Annotated in this window: 12 protein-coding genes and 1 tRNA gene; 9 read left to right on the top strand and 4 right to left on the bottom strand. The window is 57.9% G+C overall.

The window, feature by feature from the left end; all coding sequences use genetic code 11:
• The 6 genes from ACIOU6_RS26280 to ACIOU6_RS26305 form a co-directional block, all read left to right on the top strand.
• Window positions 1–2,751: hypothetical protein (locus ACIOU6_RS26280; RefSeq protein ID WP_401139500.1), on the top strand; the 2,751-nt coding region annotated here is incomplete at its 5' end.
• A complete protein-coding gene (locus ACIOU6_RS26285) occupies window positions 2,748–3,710 on the top strand; it encodes a hypothetical protein (protein ID WP_401139503.1) in 963 nt (320 codons plus the stop codon). The genes ACIOU6_RS26280 and ACIOU6_RS26285, both read left to right, overlap by 4 nt.
• Complete coding sequence (locus ACIOU6_RS26290; RefSeq protein WP_401139506.1) at window positions 3,707–4,621, top strand: hypothetical protein; 915 nt, start codon at window positions 3,707–3,709, stop codon at window positions 4,619–4,621. Before ACIOU6_RS26285 ends, ACIOU6_RS26290 begins: the two co-directional genes overlap by 4 nt.
• Entirely contained in the window at window positions 4,618–5,568 is a 951-nt protein-coding gene (locus tag ACIOU6_RS26295; RefSeq protein ID WP_401139509.1) for a hypothetical protein, read from the top strand. Before ACIOU6_RS26290 ends, ACIOU6_RS26295 begins: the two co-directional genes overlap by 4 nt.
• 137 nt (window positions 5,569–5,705) lie before the next feature.
• Entirely contained in the window at window positions 5,706–6,488 is a 783-nt protein-coding gene (locus ACIOU6_RS26300; RefSeq protein ID WP_401139512.1) for a hypothetical protein, read from the top strand.
• Window positions 6,489–6,648: 160 nt separating this feature from the next.
• A complete protein-coding gene (locus ACIOU6_RS26305) occupies window positions 6,649–7,182 on the top strand; it encodes a hypothetical protein (RefSeq protein WP_401139515.1) in 534 nt (177 codons plus the stop codon).
• A gap of 139 nt (window positions 7,183–7,321) precedes the next feature.
• On the opposite strand, the gene ggt is transcribed toward ACIOU6_RS26305, so the two are convergent.
• The gene (gene ggt / locus ACIOU6_RS26310; protein ID WP_401139518.1) at window positions 7,322–9,154 is read right to left on the bottom strand and encodes a gamma-glutamyltransferase; all 1,833 of its coding nucleotides are present in this window, start codon (window positions 9,152–9,154) and stop codon (window positions 7,322–7,324) included.
• A 252-nt stretch (window positions 9,155–9,406) separates the two neighbouring features.
• Here ggt and ACIOU6_RS26315 point away from each other — a divergent pair, with 252 nt between their 5' ends.
• On the top strand, window positions 9,407–9,751 hold the full coding sequence (locus ACIOU6_RS26315; protein WP_221731576.1) for a cupin domain-containing protein: 345 nt from the start codon (window positions 9,407–9,409) through the stop codon (window positions 9,749–9,751).
• Window positions 9,752–9,898: 147 nt separating this feature from the next.
• On the opposite strand, the gene ACIOU6_RS26320 is transcribed toward ACIOU6_RS26315, so the two are convergent.
• Both ACIOU6_RS26320 and ACIOU6_RS26325 read right to left on the bottom strand, forming a co-directional pair.
• Window positions 9,899–9,975, bottom strand: a tRNA-Met gene (locus tag ACIOU6_RS26320).
• A 115-nt stretch (window positions 9,976–10,090) separates the two neighbouring features.
• The gene (locus ACIOU6_RS26325; RefSeq protein ID WP_221731575.1) at window positions 10,091–12,148 is read right to left on the bottom strand and encodes a methyl-accepting chemotaxis protein; all 2,058 of its coding nucleotides are present in this window, start codon (window positions 12,146–12,148) and stop codon (window positions 10,091–10,093) included.
• A gap of 331 nt (window positions 12,149–12,479) precedes the next feature.
• Here ACIOU6_RS26325 and ACIOU6_RS26330 point away from each other — a divergent pair, with 331 nt between their 5' ends.
• Entirely contained in the window at window positions 12,480–13,697 is a 1,218-nt protein-coding gene (locus ACIOU6_RS26330; RefSeq protein ID WP_221731574.1) for an MFS transporter, read from the top strand.
• A gap of 86 nt (window positions 13,698–13,783) precedes the next feature.
• On the opposite strand, the gene ychF is transcribed toward ACIOU6_RS26330, so the two are convergent.
• Window positions 13,784–14,833, bottom strand: a complete 1,050-nt coding sequence (gene ychF / locus ACIOU6_RS26335; protein ID WP_401139525.1) for a redox-regulated ATPase YchF — start codon at window positions 14,831–14,833, stop codon at window positions 13,784–13,786.
• On the opposite strand from ychF, the gene ACIOU6_RS26340 reads away from it, so the two are divergent.
• Window positions 14,757–14,940 (top strand): hypothetical protein (locus tag ACIOU6_RS26340; protein WP_401139522.1); only part of this gene is annotated, 184 nt, incomplete at its 3' end. The genes ychF and ACIOU6_RS26340 overlap by 77 nt on opposite strands.

Raw genomic sequence — 14,940 nt, forward strand, 5'->3', positions numbered from 1 at the left:
TGCGATGAGGTCTTGGCCGAACTGATCCCCGACACCTACGCCCGGTCGATGAAAGCCGATCAGCAAAAAAACGCCGAGGACACCGACGCCCTTGGTGCAACGCTGTTAGACGACCCAACTCCATCCAACATCAAAGCCTACACAGACGCCAAACACCGCATCCGCGAACGTCACAAGGTTCTCGATCAACATCCTGACGCCAGCGACGAGCCGCCGGGCGAATGGAGCGCCGAGTCATGGGACGGGCAGGGCACGCGGGATTGGCTGGAAAACGCCAAAGCGCAAAGAGAGGGATTGTTCGCCGTCTTCGCCTGTCTGGACGATGACTTGGGTGTGTTGCGCGACATCAACCACGAACAGGAATGGCTGGAAGCCGGCCATGAAAAATGGCTCGGCGAAAACAATCTGCGCCTGAGCATCGGCGGCTTTGTGCGCAGCTTGATCAGCGAGGATGGCGCCGAACTGGCCGGTAATCTCAGTTATCGCTACAAGGATCGCGACATCAGCCTCACGCCCGAGCAGGGCCAGATCATGCTCGACACCCAGGATCGGCTGAATGAGGAACTCAGGGTTGAAACCCGGAATCGGCAATACGGCGGTCGGCCGACCGAGGCCGAAGCGGCCGCCCGTGATGCGCGTATCGCAGCCATTGTCGGCCCGGTGCGGGCGTTTATTCCGGCCGATCAGTACTACGAAGCGGAGGAAGTGGTTCGGCAATACCGCGCGGAAAAACACGCCAACCTCAACAATCACGCATTCAGCGCCAAGGTCGGCAAGTACATCGACCTCGATGCCATGGACACTTGGTTCACCGACACCGCCGCCGGCCACTTCCAACAACTCGAACAACGCCACACTGTGTTGTTCGCCGACCGTGGCGTGTACCTGAAACGCTCGGCCAGCGGCACCTGGTTTGTCGATTACGACGACCTCGAAACCCGCCAATGGCTGACTGAACTCGCCAGCGGTTGCCTGACCGCGCAATGCCTTCGCGCCCAAGGCGCCGAGCAATACGCCGACTATGTGCGCGCCGCCGACGGTGGCGCACTCCGGCAACTGTTCAACGCCTGGACACCGTCGATTGAGGCCGCCGTCAACAACGCCTCGCGCCTTGGCGAGTTGATGGCCGCCCTGTCCGCCGACAACATCAGCGCCACCCATCAGGCCCTGGCGCCGTTGAGTGTGGTGCTGCTGGATGACATCGCGACCATGGCCCGCGAGGCCGACAGTCAATGGAATATGCTGGTCAATCGACTGGGTGCAGCGTTGCTGTTGCTCAAGAGTGACAAAGGTTTCAGTGCCTCGTGGATGAGCATTTTTCTTGCCGCGAGGTTGGGCGGGGAAAGCCGTTTGCAATTCGTGACCGAGGGCACGCGGCAGGTGTGGAAGTTGTTCGGGCAACGGGCCGAGGCGTTGGGTGAATGGGTGAACAAGACGGGGAAAGCCATTGGCGTTGGGCGGGTGGAGCGGATTGTGAATTCGCCCGTGGTGGTCAACAGCGGGGGAGTGGTGCCGTTGGCGGCGTTGTTGGTGAACGTGGTGAATGTGCAGAACTATTTGAGCGAGGCCGGGGTGTTGGAGGGGATGGATGCCCGGCGAGTGAATGACACGGTGTCGGCGAGTTTGTATGGGGCGGCGGCGTTGGTGGCGGTGGTGGATAGTCAGGTGCGGATGGGGTTGGGGGTTAAGGAAATGTCCGTCAAGCTTCCAGGCGGCAGGATGGGAAGCGCACCAATGCTGACGTTGTTTGGTGGGGTGATTGGTGGGTTGTCGGCGGGTGCTGCGTATCAGGAATTCAGATCGCTGCAAAAGCAATTGGAAAGCACCCAGTCTCAGATAGATCCTTGGCTGCAAATGCGCCAAATCGCGGTTGGAGGACAAGTCGCGGCGTTTAGTGCCCAGGCACTATTGGGTAGTTCCTACACGATGAGAGCGTTGGCAGGTTCAATAACCGCGGAAGTCGCCATCTTACGCTACACACTCTATATGGGACCTTTGAACTGGATCATTTTGGGCCTTGGCGTGCTGTACTTGACTGCCTGGATTTTTGAGAAAACACCGCTGCAAAACTTCCTGAACAATTGCTGTTGGTCTAAGGCCCGAGCTAACGACTTGGAGCCTATTGCGCCCAAAGCCCAACACGACGAACTCGACCGTTTGTATCTCATCCTCTATACGCCTCGGGTCACCATGCAAAGCAGTTCTAATCAGGCAACTGATAACGGTCGTTCCGGTCTGGCGTTCGTCAGCGCCATTGATTCTCTGACCATCGACTTGCCAGGCGCCGAGCCAAACAGTGTTTACCTGGAACTGAGCATGGTCGGTGACCCGGTGGATACCCTCGAAAACCGGTACCTGATCAAAAACAGTCCGACCGACTATTTCAGGCCACCCCGTCCGTGGCGCGATATGACGCCCTTCTGGTTGTCCGACAGCAGTTGCCAGTGGATACCCATCGAGGAAGGTCAGGGGCTGCGTATAAGCGGCCCTTTCAAAGAGGTGAAAGACGTACTGCGCACGCCACCTAGCACGTTGTCGCTGAGGTTGCGTTATCGCACGCCACTGACCGGGATACTGGGTGCTCGAAGTTTTATCGGCGGGGAGCGAGGTTTGGCTTTTACTTTGAACAACACCTCGGGCGTCATAGCGCTGAGAAATGACCCAACTCCCGAACTTGATCGTGTACCGAATTATCCGCTCGGCGAGGATCACCCCGGCGCCATTTACCTGCAACCCAAGGACAAACGATGAGTACGCCACCGGCGGGCACAACGGAAAAAAGGATTTTCTCGCGTAATGATTATCTGGCTCCATTGCCCATTCCTACGGGTGAAAAGCCTTGCGATGTACTAAGCATCATCTGGCGCAAGAACGAGGTGTTTCTCGATATAGGTAACTACAGCATCGGTTCTGCGGTGATGGTGCTTTGGCCAATGATGGTGTTGTTTGCTTTCATGGGCTATCTGTTCCGAAATGATCACGATGACATGCATATTTTCGCTGTAATGACGGCGTTTATTATCGGAGTGCCAACCTTCTTTTTGATCCAAGGCCTCTTCCGCGAAGTCCCCTTACCCATACGCTTCAACCGCCAACGCCGCGAAGTCTGCGTCCCTCGCGAAAACGGCGAGTACTGGATTGTCCCTTGGGAAACCGTGACAGCCGCCGCCACTCAGCAATCGTCGGTCAGTCAGGCCGGCAAAGCCACAATGGGTCTACTGGTCATCGGTTTCGAAAACCCCGACCCGCACGCTACGGAAGACAACAAGCATTTTTCGCTGGGCTTCAACTGCGGCGGTGGCACCACGGCAATGGCGTTGTGGGAATGCATGCGCAGTTATATGGAAATTGGCCCGCAAGTTTTGCCACAGACAAATGACTTCGAGGGCGGACGAGAAAAGCTGCGGGGCCGAGGCGTCTTTTGGGGCATTTGTTGTGAATATGTGGATGGCATCAGACATCATTTGGTCGCGCAAGAGGTTGGCAAGGCAGCGTGGCTGATCATTGCTGCAGTGCTCTTGGGGGCACCACTGGCGATGATGTTGCAAGAGTGGAAGTTATCGCCACCGCCCGAGCTTTCTAATCCCGACATCATCGAATGGTCAAAACCACTCCTCCCGGAGCAATGGACCAAACGCTCCCCGGAGTTGGAAGAAGCCATCGTCAAGCGCGAAGCCGAGTTGGCCGGGCGAGTGGAGGCGCAGTCATGAGTACGCCACCGGCAGGAACGACGAAAAAACGGATGTTTTCGCGCAATGACTACTTGGCGCCATTGCCGATTCCAACCGGTAGAAAACCCTCTGATGTGTTGAATATCATCTGGCGCAAGAACGAGGTGTTTCTCGATATCGGTAACTACAGCATCGGTTCGACGGTCATGGTGATGTGGCCGTCGCTGATGGTATTTGTATTTATGGGCTTCATCACTCCAGACCCCGGGCTGATCTGGATTGCGGCGTTATTGATCATAGGCATTCCTTCAATATTTGTGATTCAGGGCCTCTTCCGCGAAGTCCCCTTACCCATACGCTTCAACCGCCAACGCCGTGAAGTCTGTGTCCCCCGTGACAACGGTGAATATTGGATCGTCCCTTGGGAAACCGTGACAGCCGCCGCCACCCAGCATTCATCAGTCAGTCAGGCCGGCAAAGCCACAATGGGTCTACTGGTCATCGGTTTCGAAAACCCCGACCCGCAAGCCACGGAACACAACAAGCATTTTTCGCTGGGCTTCAACTGTGGCGGTGGCACCACGGCGATGGCTCTGTGGGAATGCACGCGCAGTTACATAGAAATTGGACCTGAGGCTGTCCCTGAAAGTCGGGTGGGTATCGCACCTTACGAAGAAACCCAAATCGGATCGCTAATCGTCGACCTGCGCAAAGGGGAAATATTAAGCGTCCTGTGGGGAGTTTTCTGCATAACGTTTCTGGGCACCTATCTGGCGGAAAAGCTTCAGGACTGGAAGCTTTCACATCCACCGGAATTGCCCTATCCCGATATCACCGAATGGTCGAAACCAATCCCTCCCGAAGAGTGGGCCAAACGCTCCCCGGAGTTGGAAGAAGCCATCGTCAAGCGCGAAGCCGAGTTGGCCGGGCGAGTGGAGGCGCAGTCATGAGTACGCCACCGGCAGGAACGACGAAAAAACGGATGTTTTCGCGCAATGACTACTTGGCGCCATTGCCGATTCCAACCGGTAGAAAACCCTCTGATGTGTTGAATATCATCTGGCGCAAGAACGAGGTGTTTCTCGATATCGGTAACTACAGCATCGGTTCGACGGTCATGGTGATGTGGCCGTCGCTGATGGTATTTGTATTTATGGGCTTCATCACTCCAGACCCCGGGCTGATCTGGATTGCGGCGTTATTGATCATAGGCATTCCTTCAATATTTGTGATTCAGGGCCTCTTCCGCGAAGTCCCCTTACCCATACGCTTCAACCGCCAACGCCGCGAAGTTTGCGTCCCCCGCGACAACGGTGAATATTGGATCGTCCCTTGGGAAACCGTGACAGCCGCCGCCACTCAGCAATCGTCGGTCAGTCAGGCCGGCAAAGCCACAATGGGTCTACTGGTCATCGGTTTCGAAAACCCCGACCCGCACGCTACGGAAGACAACAAGCATTTTTCGCTGGGCTTCAACTGCGGCGGTGGCACCACGGCAATGGCGTTGTGGGAATGCATGCGCAGTTATATGGAAATTGGCCCGCAAGTTTTGCCACAGACAAATGACTTCGAGGGCGGACGAGAAAAGCTGCGGGGCCGAGGCGTCTTTTGGGGCATTTGTTGTGAATATGTGGATGGCATCAGACATCATTTGGTCGCGCAAGAAGTTGGCAAGGCAGCGTGGCTGATCATTGCTGCAGTGCTCTTGGGGGCACCACTGGCGATGATGTTGCAGGAGTGGAAGTTATCGCCACCGCCCGAGCTTTCTAATCCCGACATCATCGAATGGTCAAAACCACTCCCCCCGGAGCAATGGACCAAACGCTCCCCGGAGTTGGAAGAAGCCATCGTCAAGCGCGAAGCCGAGTTGGCCGGGCGAGTGGAGGCGCAGTCATGAGTACGCCACCGGCAGGAACGACGAAAAAACGGATGTTTTCGCGCAATGATTACTTGGCGCCATTGCCGATTCCAACCGGTAGAAAATCCTCTGATGTGTTGAATATCATCTGACGCAAAAACGAGGCGTTTCTCGATGTGGGTAACTACAGCATCGGTTCGGCGGTGATGGTGATGTGGCCCGGAGTGATGTTGTTTTTGGGGCTGGCATACGTTTTCGATGACCCTGACGCGTTGATATTGGGAGCTTGTATCATGGCTCTCCCTATTTTTTGGTTGATTCAGGGTCTGTTCCGCGAAGTTCCTTTACCCATACGCTTCAACCGCCAACGCCGCGAAGTCTGCGTCCCCTGCGACAACGGCGAGTACTGGGTTGTCCCCTGGGAAACTGTTACAGCGGCTGCCACCCAGCATTCATCAGTCAGTCAGGCCGGCAAAGCCACGATGGGCCTACTGGTCATCGGTTTCGAAAATCCCGACTCGCATGCCACGGACGACAACAAGCATTTTTCGCTGGGCTTCAACTGCGGCGGTGGCACCACGGCGATGGCTCTGTGGGAATGCATGCGCAGTTATATGGAGATCGGGCCAGAGGCGGCACCGGATGCCGCAGCGCTTAATTCAGGGGCAAACCTGCGTTACTACATCGATTACATGAAGGATAAAGCCAAAGAACGTGGCTGGTTTTTGACCCTGTTGTGGGAAGGTGTCTTTGGCGTATTCATCTTCAATGCTCCTCTCGCCACCTACCTGCAAAGGAAGAAGCTTTACCCGCCACCCGATCTGCGTTATCCCGACATCATCGAATGGTCAAAACCACTCCCGCCGGAACAATGGGCCAAACGCTCTCCAGAGTTGGAAGCAGCCATCGCCAAACGCGAGGCTGAACTGGCCGCGCAGGCTCAAAGCGAGTTGGCTTGAGGTCGGATGCTCAGGGCTATCGGCATCTGATCAAGAACAGCCCGACCAATAGCTACAAGGTGCCGAGGCTGTGGCGTGACATGACGCCCTTCTGGTTGTCCGGCAGTATTTTGATTACGACGGTGAACTGTTCCACGCACTATGGGATGGCATGTCAGCCGTGGCCAATGAGTTCCAGGTTGTTGGCACCCACATAGGCGGAATGCAGAGCGCATTGCTGGAAATCCGGGTGTGGAAATTTGAAGAGCCGGAAACGGCGCTCATGGTCAGCCTCGGTGCCCCGTTTGGTAAATCCCTGGAAATGCAAAAGAGTTTTTGGGAGTACATCCGCTCATACATGAACAACGGCCCTTATTTTGATGAACACGGCAACCACAGTGAGTCAGATGCTTTTGTACAGAGCCAATTGGCGGTGAAACCCAACATGAGTGGCTGGTTCAGGGACACCCTCGCTGGCATTAAAAAAACCAGAGCCGAAAATGGCGGAAGAAAATACTTGGGTGGAACCGACGTAGTAATGGTTGTCGGCACACTTCTTCTTAATCCCTGTTTTCGAATCCAGGAACTCACCTACAGCGTTGCCAAACGCCGCTCCCGAAACCTGTGGCCAAAAGTGGTCACTGATCGCCTGAAAGCCGATGGTCCAACTTCTCGGCTTGTGGATTTGGAGTCACACCAAAAACTCGCTGAATAGCTTTGTGGATTCATGGCACGGAGCCGAACTCCGTGCCCGCGAAATAAGCAGCCGCCAATGGCGACTATCAATATTTCTCAAACTGCCCAACAAAAAAGGCCTACCTCCCGGTAAGCCTTTTCCATTCACAACATAATCCTTAATCCCCCAACGCTTCCCCCTCACGCCGTGGGTCCGCGCCACCTTCCAACGTCGCTTTCCCCTGCGCATCCTTGACCCGCACGATGGCTTGGGTGCCGCTGGTCATATCGATTTCATTCACCGCGTGACCTTTGTCCTTGAGCGCCTGAATCAGCGCCGGGCTGAACTGGCCTTGCTCCAGTTCGGTCGGCCCGTTGCGGCTGCCGAAGTTGGGCAGGCTGATGGCGCTTTGCGGGTCGAGATTCCAGTCGAGCAGGCCGACGGTGGTTTTGGCGACGTATTCGATGATCTGCGAGCCGCCCGGTGAGCCAACGCCGGCGAGGAATTCGCCGCTGTTGCGATCGAAGATCAGCGTGGGTGCCATCGACGAGCGTGGGCGTTTGCCGGGTTCGACGCGGTTGGCAACTTTCTGCCCGTTCTCTTCGGGGATGAACGAGAAGTCGGTCAACTGATTGTTCAGCAAAAAGCCCTGAACCATCAGGTGCGAGCCGAATGCCGCTTCGATGGTGGTGGTCATCGACACGGCGCCGCCGAGGTCATCCACCGCCACCACTTGCGAGGTGGAAATGCGCAGCGGCGAGCGGTCCGGCGCGTAGGCTACCTGCACGCCCGGCGGCGTGCCCGGTTTGGCGCTGCCCATGCTGCGTTCGCCGATCAGGCTGGCGCGACTGGCGAGATAGCCTGGGTCAACCAGACCTTTGACCGGTACCGGCACGAAGTCAGTGTCGGCGACGTATTGCGCGCGGTCGGCGTAGGCCAGTCGCTCAGCTTCGGCGATCAGGTGCACCGCTTGTGGATCGGGTTCGATGCCGGCCGGTTTGTCAGTCTTCAGCGGTTTGAGTGGTGCCAGTGCCCAGCGCGGATCGCGGATTTCCAGGGCCTGCAAGGTGCCGAGAATCTGCGCCACGGCGATCCCGCCCGACGACGGTGGCGGCATGCCGCAGACCTGCCAGCGTTTGTAGTCAGTGCACAGCGGCGCACGTTCCTTGGCCTGATAACGCTGCAGATCGCTCAGCGACAGATTGCCGGGGTTGGCGTGCCCCTGAACCTTGGCGACGATCTCTTCGGCAATCGGGCCTTTGTACAGCGCATCGGCGCCTTCGCTGCCAATGCGTTTGAACACGGCGGCCAGCGCCGGGTTTTGCAGGCGTGTGCCAATGGCTTTGACGCTGCCATCGGCGTTGAGGAAATACTTGGCCATGTCCGGCGACTGGCGAATCACCGGATCTGACACGAGAAGTGAATGCAGGCGAGGAGAGATTGCGAAACCCAGCTCGGCAAGTTTGATCGCCGGCTCGAACAGCTTCGCCCACGGCAGGCGACCGTGCTGTTTATGCGCCAGTTCCAGTGCGCGCAACACGCCCGGTGTGCCGACCGACCGGCCGCCAATCTGCGCCTGTGGGAACGGCATCGGTTTACCGTCCGCTTGCAGGAACAGCTTCTCGGTGGCACCGGCCGGCGCGGTTTCGCGACCGTCATAGGTCTGCACTTTTTTGCCATCCCACAACACGATCATCGCGCCGCCACCAATGCCGGAGGATTGCGGTTCAACCAGCGTCAGCACCGCTTGCATCGCAATCGCCGCATCAATCGCCGAACCGCCCTGGCGCAGCATCTCGCGCCCGGCCTCAGCGGCCAGTGGGTTCGCCGCAGCGGCCATGTGTTTGCTGGCGTGACGGGTTTGCAGATCGGTGCGATAACCGGAGGCGGCTTCCGGCGCCAAAGGCAGGGTCGAGGCGGGCGGGGCGTTGCACGCGGTGAGGGTCAGGGCGCTGATGATCAGCGTCAGGGCTGGCAGGCGAAAGCGGCTCAAGGGCAAGGCTGAAAACACGCGGGCTCTCCGTCCGTGGGGTAAAAGTCTGTGGGACTTTATCGACCGACCATGAAGGACGCAAACCATGCGGGTATTTGTCCTTCATGTACTGGCGACTTTTCTGATGGATCAATGGCCCGCGTGAGGCCTGAGGATTCTGCACAACGAGCGCCCGATATGGCTCAGATACTTCTACGCTGATAGGGACATGTGATCGCACCGAAGGTGCTCATATCCAGTCGTTCCTGTACAGTCAGAGAGGTGCGCGTGATGATCAACGAACAGATGGCACCTGAGACAAAAGGTGTGGCGGTGACATTACTTGCAACCGTTGACCTCGGCCCTGAGATTGAAGGCATGGCAGGGCGTCAACTTCGAATGCGGATGGTGACCATTGAGCCTGGAGGCGTCTTCGGGCCGGTTCATAGCCATCAAGACCGACCCGGTACTGTTTACATACTGCAAGGAACGATCACTGACCATCGACATGGCGTCGCCACGGACTATGGACCCGGGGTGGGGTGGCCCGAGGACAGAAACACTACGCACTGGCTTGAGAACAGAGGCCCTATTGCGGCAGTGGAGATCTCGGTCGATATCGTCAGGCAAGATTAATATCAGACGCTTTGGTCAGGTGCGTAACTCAAGGTGTTTTGATGACTCCTGCGCCGCTCCCTTTGCCAGAGGCCTTCGCTACAGCGCCGCCACTTTTCTTGAGGCATAAAAAAACGGCCTACCTTTCGGTAAGCCGTTTTTAGTACTTGGTGGCTACACAGGGACTTGAACCCCGGACCCCAGCATTATGAATGCTATGCTCTAACCAACTGAGCTATGTAGCCAAGTGGCGCGCATTATTCCCCTGAAATGGAAAAGCGTCAAGCGTAAATTTAAAATATTTCTTCTTATTTTCAACCGCTTATCCTCCGGCCCGGAAAATCCGGGCCGGGCAGGGTGTCAACGCAGTTGGAATCTTGCGGTATTGGCGCTCAAGGCATGGCTACCCTGACTCAATGTGTCCGCCGCCAGATTCACTGCCCGTGCGCCTTCAAGCAAACGCACGGCGGCCTGATCAACCTGTTGGATATTGCCACTGACCTCATCGGCGGTGCTCGCTTGCTCTTCAACCGCCGTGGCGATCTGCGCCAGCGTATCGGTAACGCTCTGCACGGCGCTGGCAATTTCCCCCAGCCGTTCGCCGAGGCCGGTGACCGCTTCGGCATCCGATTGCGCCTGGCCGCAGGCGGCTTCCATCAGGCTTACCGCTTCGTTGACCGTGGCGCGCAGGCTATCGACGGTGCCGGCAATCTGCGCGGTGGACGACTGCGTACGTTGCGACAGGCTGCGTACTTCGTCAGCGACCACGGCAAAACCGCGCCCCTGTTCGCCGGCGCGTGCCGCTTCAATCGCGGCGTTGAGCGCCAACAGGTTGGTCTGTTCGGCGACGCCGCGAATGGTGTCGACCACCAGTTGGATCTGCTGCCCTTGTTCGCTGACCCTGCCCAGTGCCGCAGCGGTTTCGTTGAGGCGTTGATTGAGCTGTTGAATGCTCGCCGTGGTGCGCTGGCTGTCGCGACTGCTGTCAGCAGCGATGCGCCGGGTGTGCTGGGCGCTGTCGGAAGCCTGTTCGCAACTCTGCGCCACACCTTGGGAGGTGGCGGCCAGTTGTGTGGCGGCAGCGGCAATCTGGCTGATCTGCAACTGCTGCGCTTCGACTTCGCCCAGCGCGCCGCTGGAATGATCATTGAGGCTACGCACCGCGTTGCTCAGTTGCGAGGTCTCGTGATCGACACCGAGCATGCTGGTGCGCAATTGCACCACGGCGACGTTGAGGGCGGTGCTGATCGCCGCCAACTCATCACGGCCCACCACCGGCACTTGCAGGCTCAGATTGCCGTCGCGCAGGGCTTCGGCCAGCACGGTGATGCCGCTGGCGCTGCGCCGGATCGAGGCTTGCAGGCAAATGAACAGGTACAGCGCGGCCAGTAGCAGGCAGCCGAAGATGGCCGCCACGATAATGAACTGGCGGATGGCCGAGCCATGGTAGTAGTCCAGTCGCTGATCCAGGGACATCAGCGATTGCTGGCGCAGTGTGGCGAGATCGCCGAGCAGGGCGTCCAGGCTACGCTCGAAGTCCTCAGGCTTAAGGTTGATGCTGCCGCCGAACATGCCGTCATCCAGCACTTTCAGGCCGGCATCCAGGCGCTGCAGGCTGTCTTGATACTGCGCCCCCCAGGTTTGTTGATCGCTGGGCAGGCGCGCTTTGAGAAGGTCGGCGTTTTTTACTAATTGTTCACGGGCGTCGCCAATCCGGCTGCGCAGATCGCGCAGTTGCAGGCGGCTCTGCAAGGTGAACTGTCCGGACACCACCGAGGCCTGACCGACAGCGGCGAGGCGGCCGACTCGTTCGATCAGATCCGGCGCGTCTTGCGTCGAAATTTGCGTCAGCAAGTAGGTTTCCAGCCACGGCGCGAGGGTCAGGCGGTTTTCCATGACGATCTGTTCACGCAACGCTTGCAGGGTGCTGAGTGCATGGGTGAAACGGTCGTAACCGTCCGGCCACCAACCGACGCCGCTGAGGCTTTTTGAGTCCAGACCGTCCAATGCGGTTTGCAAGGCCTGATAGCGGGCAAGGGTTTCGCCCTCGGCGCCTTGATTCTTCAACGCATCGCCCAGGTCACTGACGGCTTGCGTGACCGCTGGCTGTTCAGCGTCGAAGGCGGCCATCGCGGCGAGCGTCGCCGGTGTTGGCTGGCGGTTGGTTTCGGTTGCACGCCAGCGGGCAGCGCGGTCGCGTTGTGCCGCCAGCAGGTTGTCGAGCGCATCAAGGGCGAGCAACTGCTGTACGCCGGCGCGTTCAACGGCAATCAGATTGAGTTTGTCGCGATAACCTTGGCCGATCATCAACAGGCTGCCGGCCAGCGGCAGAATGAACAGCAGAAACAACAGCTGAAATTTACGCGCGAATCCAAACCGCCCCAGCAATTTGATTCCCGGTGATAAAAAAGCCTGCATGCCCCATGACTCCTCTGGACACCACGCACCATTGGCGTGCATCGCGGTCGTGCGACCTTGATGTTGTGCCCTGCTAAAAGGCCTCGAAAGTTCACTCTCGCCGGCTCTGTAGGCTGGCTCTGTAGCGAAACTTCCCATTCTCGATCCCCTTTGTAAGGGGCCGCGTTCAGGGGAAGAAGCAAGGCAAGATTCAGACCATGGCGTTGCGCTATCAGTTTGAGGTGACGAGTAACCAGTTAGTTAGCTGCCTAAGGGGATGGCTTTGCTGCACCGAAAAATGGCACATTGACGCACCTGCCTGCGTGCACCCCTCTGCTGTACGGAAACTTTCATGGCTATCAGCAACGTTCAGCCCGCCGCTGCCTCGGCGTCCGCTCCTGCTCAAAGCAGTCCATTGGTGATGCGCATCATCGGCGCGGTGGCGCTGGCGCATTTGATCAATGACCTTATCCAGTCGGTGCTGCCGTCGATCTACCCGATGCTCAAAGCCAACTACGGCTTGAGCTTCACTCAGGTCGGTTTGATCACTCTGACCTTTCAATTGACCGCGTCGCTGCTGCAGCCGTGGGTCGGGTATCACACGGATCGTCATCCGAAACCGTGGCTGTTGCCGACGGGGACGGTATGCACATTGATCGGCATTCTGATGATGTCGGTGGTCGCTAGCTTCCCGTTGATTCTGTTGGCGGCGGCGCTGATCGGGATCGGTTCTTCAACCTTTCACCCGGAAGCGTCGCGTATCGCGCGGTTGGCGTCGGGCGGACGCTTTGGTCTGGCGCAATCGACGTTCCAGGTCGGTGGTAACGCGGGCTCGGCGTTCGGCCCGTTGCTGGCGGCGGCGATCATCATTCCGTTCGGTCAGGGCAACGTGGCGTGGTTCGGTCTGTTCGCGGTGTTTGCGCTGTTCGTGCTGTACCGCATCAGTCGCTGGTACGCCCATCACCTCAACCTATTCAAGCTCAAGGCCGGCCAGGCGGCGACGCACGGGTTGTCGAAGGGCAGGGTGACCAGTGCGCTGGTAGTTCTTGGTTTGCTGGTGTTTTCCAAGTATTTCTACATGGCCAGTTTCACCAGCTACTTCACTTTTTACCTGATCGAGAAGTTCGACCTGTCGGTGGCCAGTTCGCAGCTGCATTTGTTCCTGTTCCTGGGCGCAGTGGCGGCGGGTACGTTCTTCGGCGGGCCGATTGGCGACAAGATCGGGCGTAAGGCGGTGATCTGGTTCTCTATCCTCGGCGTGGCGCCATTCACGCTGATCTTGCCCCACGTCGACCTGTTCTGGACCAGCATTCTCAGCGTGGTCATCGGCTTTATCCTCGCCTCGGCGTTCTCGGCGATTGTGGTGTATGCACAGGAACTGGTGCCGGGTAATGTCGGGATGATCGCGGGCGTGTTCTTCGGTTTGATGTTTGGTTTTGGCGGAATTGGTGCGGCGCTGCTTGGGCATCTGGCAGATGTGCACGGGATTGAGTACGTGTATTTCCTGTGCTCGTTCTTGCCGTTGTTTGGGGGGTTGGCGATCTTTTTGCCGCGTACCAAAAAGGCCTGATTCACCACCATTCCACAAGAAGTAACAGTGAATTTCAGGCACAAAAAAGCCGCGTATCAAACGCGGCTTTTTCTTGGGCATGATGCTTACACGTTGAAACGGAAGTGCATCACGTCGCCGTCTTTAACGATGTAATCCTTGCCTTCCAGGCGCCATTTGCCGGCTTCTTTGGTGCCGGCTTCGCCCTTGTACTGGATGAAGTCGTTGTAGGCGATGACTTCGGCACGGATGAAGCCTTTCTCGAAGTCGGTGTGGATCACGCCAGCCGCCTGAGGCGCGGTGGCGCCGACTTTAACGGTCCAGGCGCGGACTTCTTCGACACCGGCGGTGAAGTAGGTCTGCAGGTGCAGCATTTCGTAGCCAGCACGGATGACGCGGTTCAGGCCAGGTTCTTCCAGGCCCAGGGCCTCAAGGAACATGTCCTTCTCTTCGCCGTCATCGAGCTCGGCGATTTCGGCTTCGATCTTGTTGCAGACCGGAACCACCATAGCGCCTTCCTCTTCGGCGATGGCCTTGACCACGTCCAGGTGCGGGTTGTTCTCGAAACCGTCTTCAGCCACGTTGGCGATGTACATGACCGGTTTGGTGGTCAGCAGGTGGAAGCCCTTGATCACCGCTTTCTCGTCGGTGCTCATGTTCTTCATCAGGCTGCGCGCAGGCTTGCCTTCGGTGAAGTGCGCAATCAGTTGCTCCAGCAGAGCCTTCTGAACGACGGCGTCCTTGTCGCCACCCTTGGCGTTACGCGCGACTTTCTGCAGTTGCTTTTCGCAGCTGTCGAGGTCGGCGAAGATCAGTTCCAGGTCGATGATTTCGATGTCGCGTTTCGGGTCGACGCTGTTGGAAACGTGGATCACGTTTTCGTCTTCGAAGCAGCGCACGACGTGGGCGATGGCGTCGGTTTCACGGATGTTGGCCAGGAACTTGTTGCCCAGGCCTTCACCTTTCGAAGCGCCGGCGACCAGGCCTGCGATGTCGACGAATTCCATGGTGGTCGGCAGGATGCGCTTCGGATTGACGATGGCCGCCAAGGCTTCCAGACGCGGATCCGGCATCGGCACGATGCCGCTGTTCGGCTCGATGGTGCAGAAGGGAAAGTTCTCGGCCGCGATACCGGATTTGGTCAGGGCGTTGAACAGGGTGGACTTGCCGACGTTAGGCAGGCCGACGATGCCGCAATTGAATCCCTTGGTGTTTCCCCTCGGAGTAGAGTCAGGCCTTCTGGCTGTGCAGGTTTTTCATGGCG

It is taken from the genome of Pseudomonas sp. NPDC087615, assembly GCF_044743445.1.
Taxonomy (GTDB): Bacteria; Pseudomonadota; Gammaproteobacteria; order Pseudomonadales; family Pseudomonadaceae; genus Aquipseudomonas; species Aquipseudomonas baetica_A.

What these genes read in the sequence shown, in the direction of transcription:
- ACIOU6_RS26295 (WP_401139509.1), top strand. Translation starts at nt 4,618, where the DNA reads ATGAGTACGCCACCGGCAGGAACGACGAAAAAACGGATGTTTTCGCGC.
- ACIOU6_RS26290 (WP_401139506.1), top strand. Translation starts at nt 3,707, where the DNA reads ATGAGTACGCCACCGGCAGGAACGACGAAAAAACGGATGTTTTCGCGC.
- ACIOU6_RS26325 (WP_221731575.1), bottom strand. Translation starts at nt 12,148, where the DNA reads ATGCAGGCTTTTTTATCACCGGGAATCAAATTGCTGGGGCGGTTTGGA.
- ACIOU6_RS26330 (WP_221731574.1), top strand. Translation starts at nt 12,480, where the DNA reads ATGGCTATCAGCAACGTTCAGCCCGCCGCTGCCTCGGCGTCCGCTCCT.
- ACIOU6_RS26315 (WP_221731576.1), top strand. Translation starts at nt 9,407, where the DNA reads ATGATCAACGAACAGATGGCACCTGAGACAAAAGGTGTGGCGGTGACA.
- ACIOU6_RS26285 (WP_401139503.1), top strand. Translation starts at nt 2,748, where the DNA reads ATGAGTACGCCACCGGCGGGCACAACGGAAAAAAGGATTTTCTCGCGT.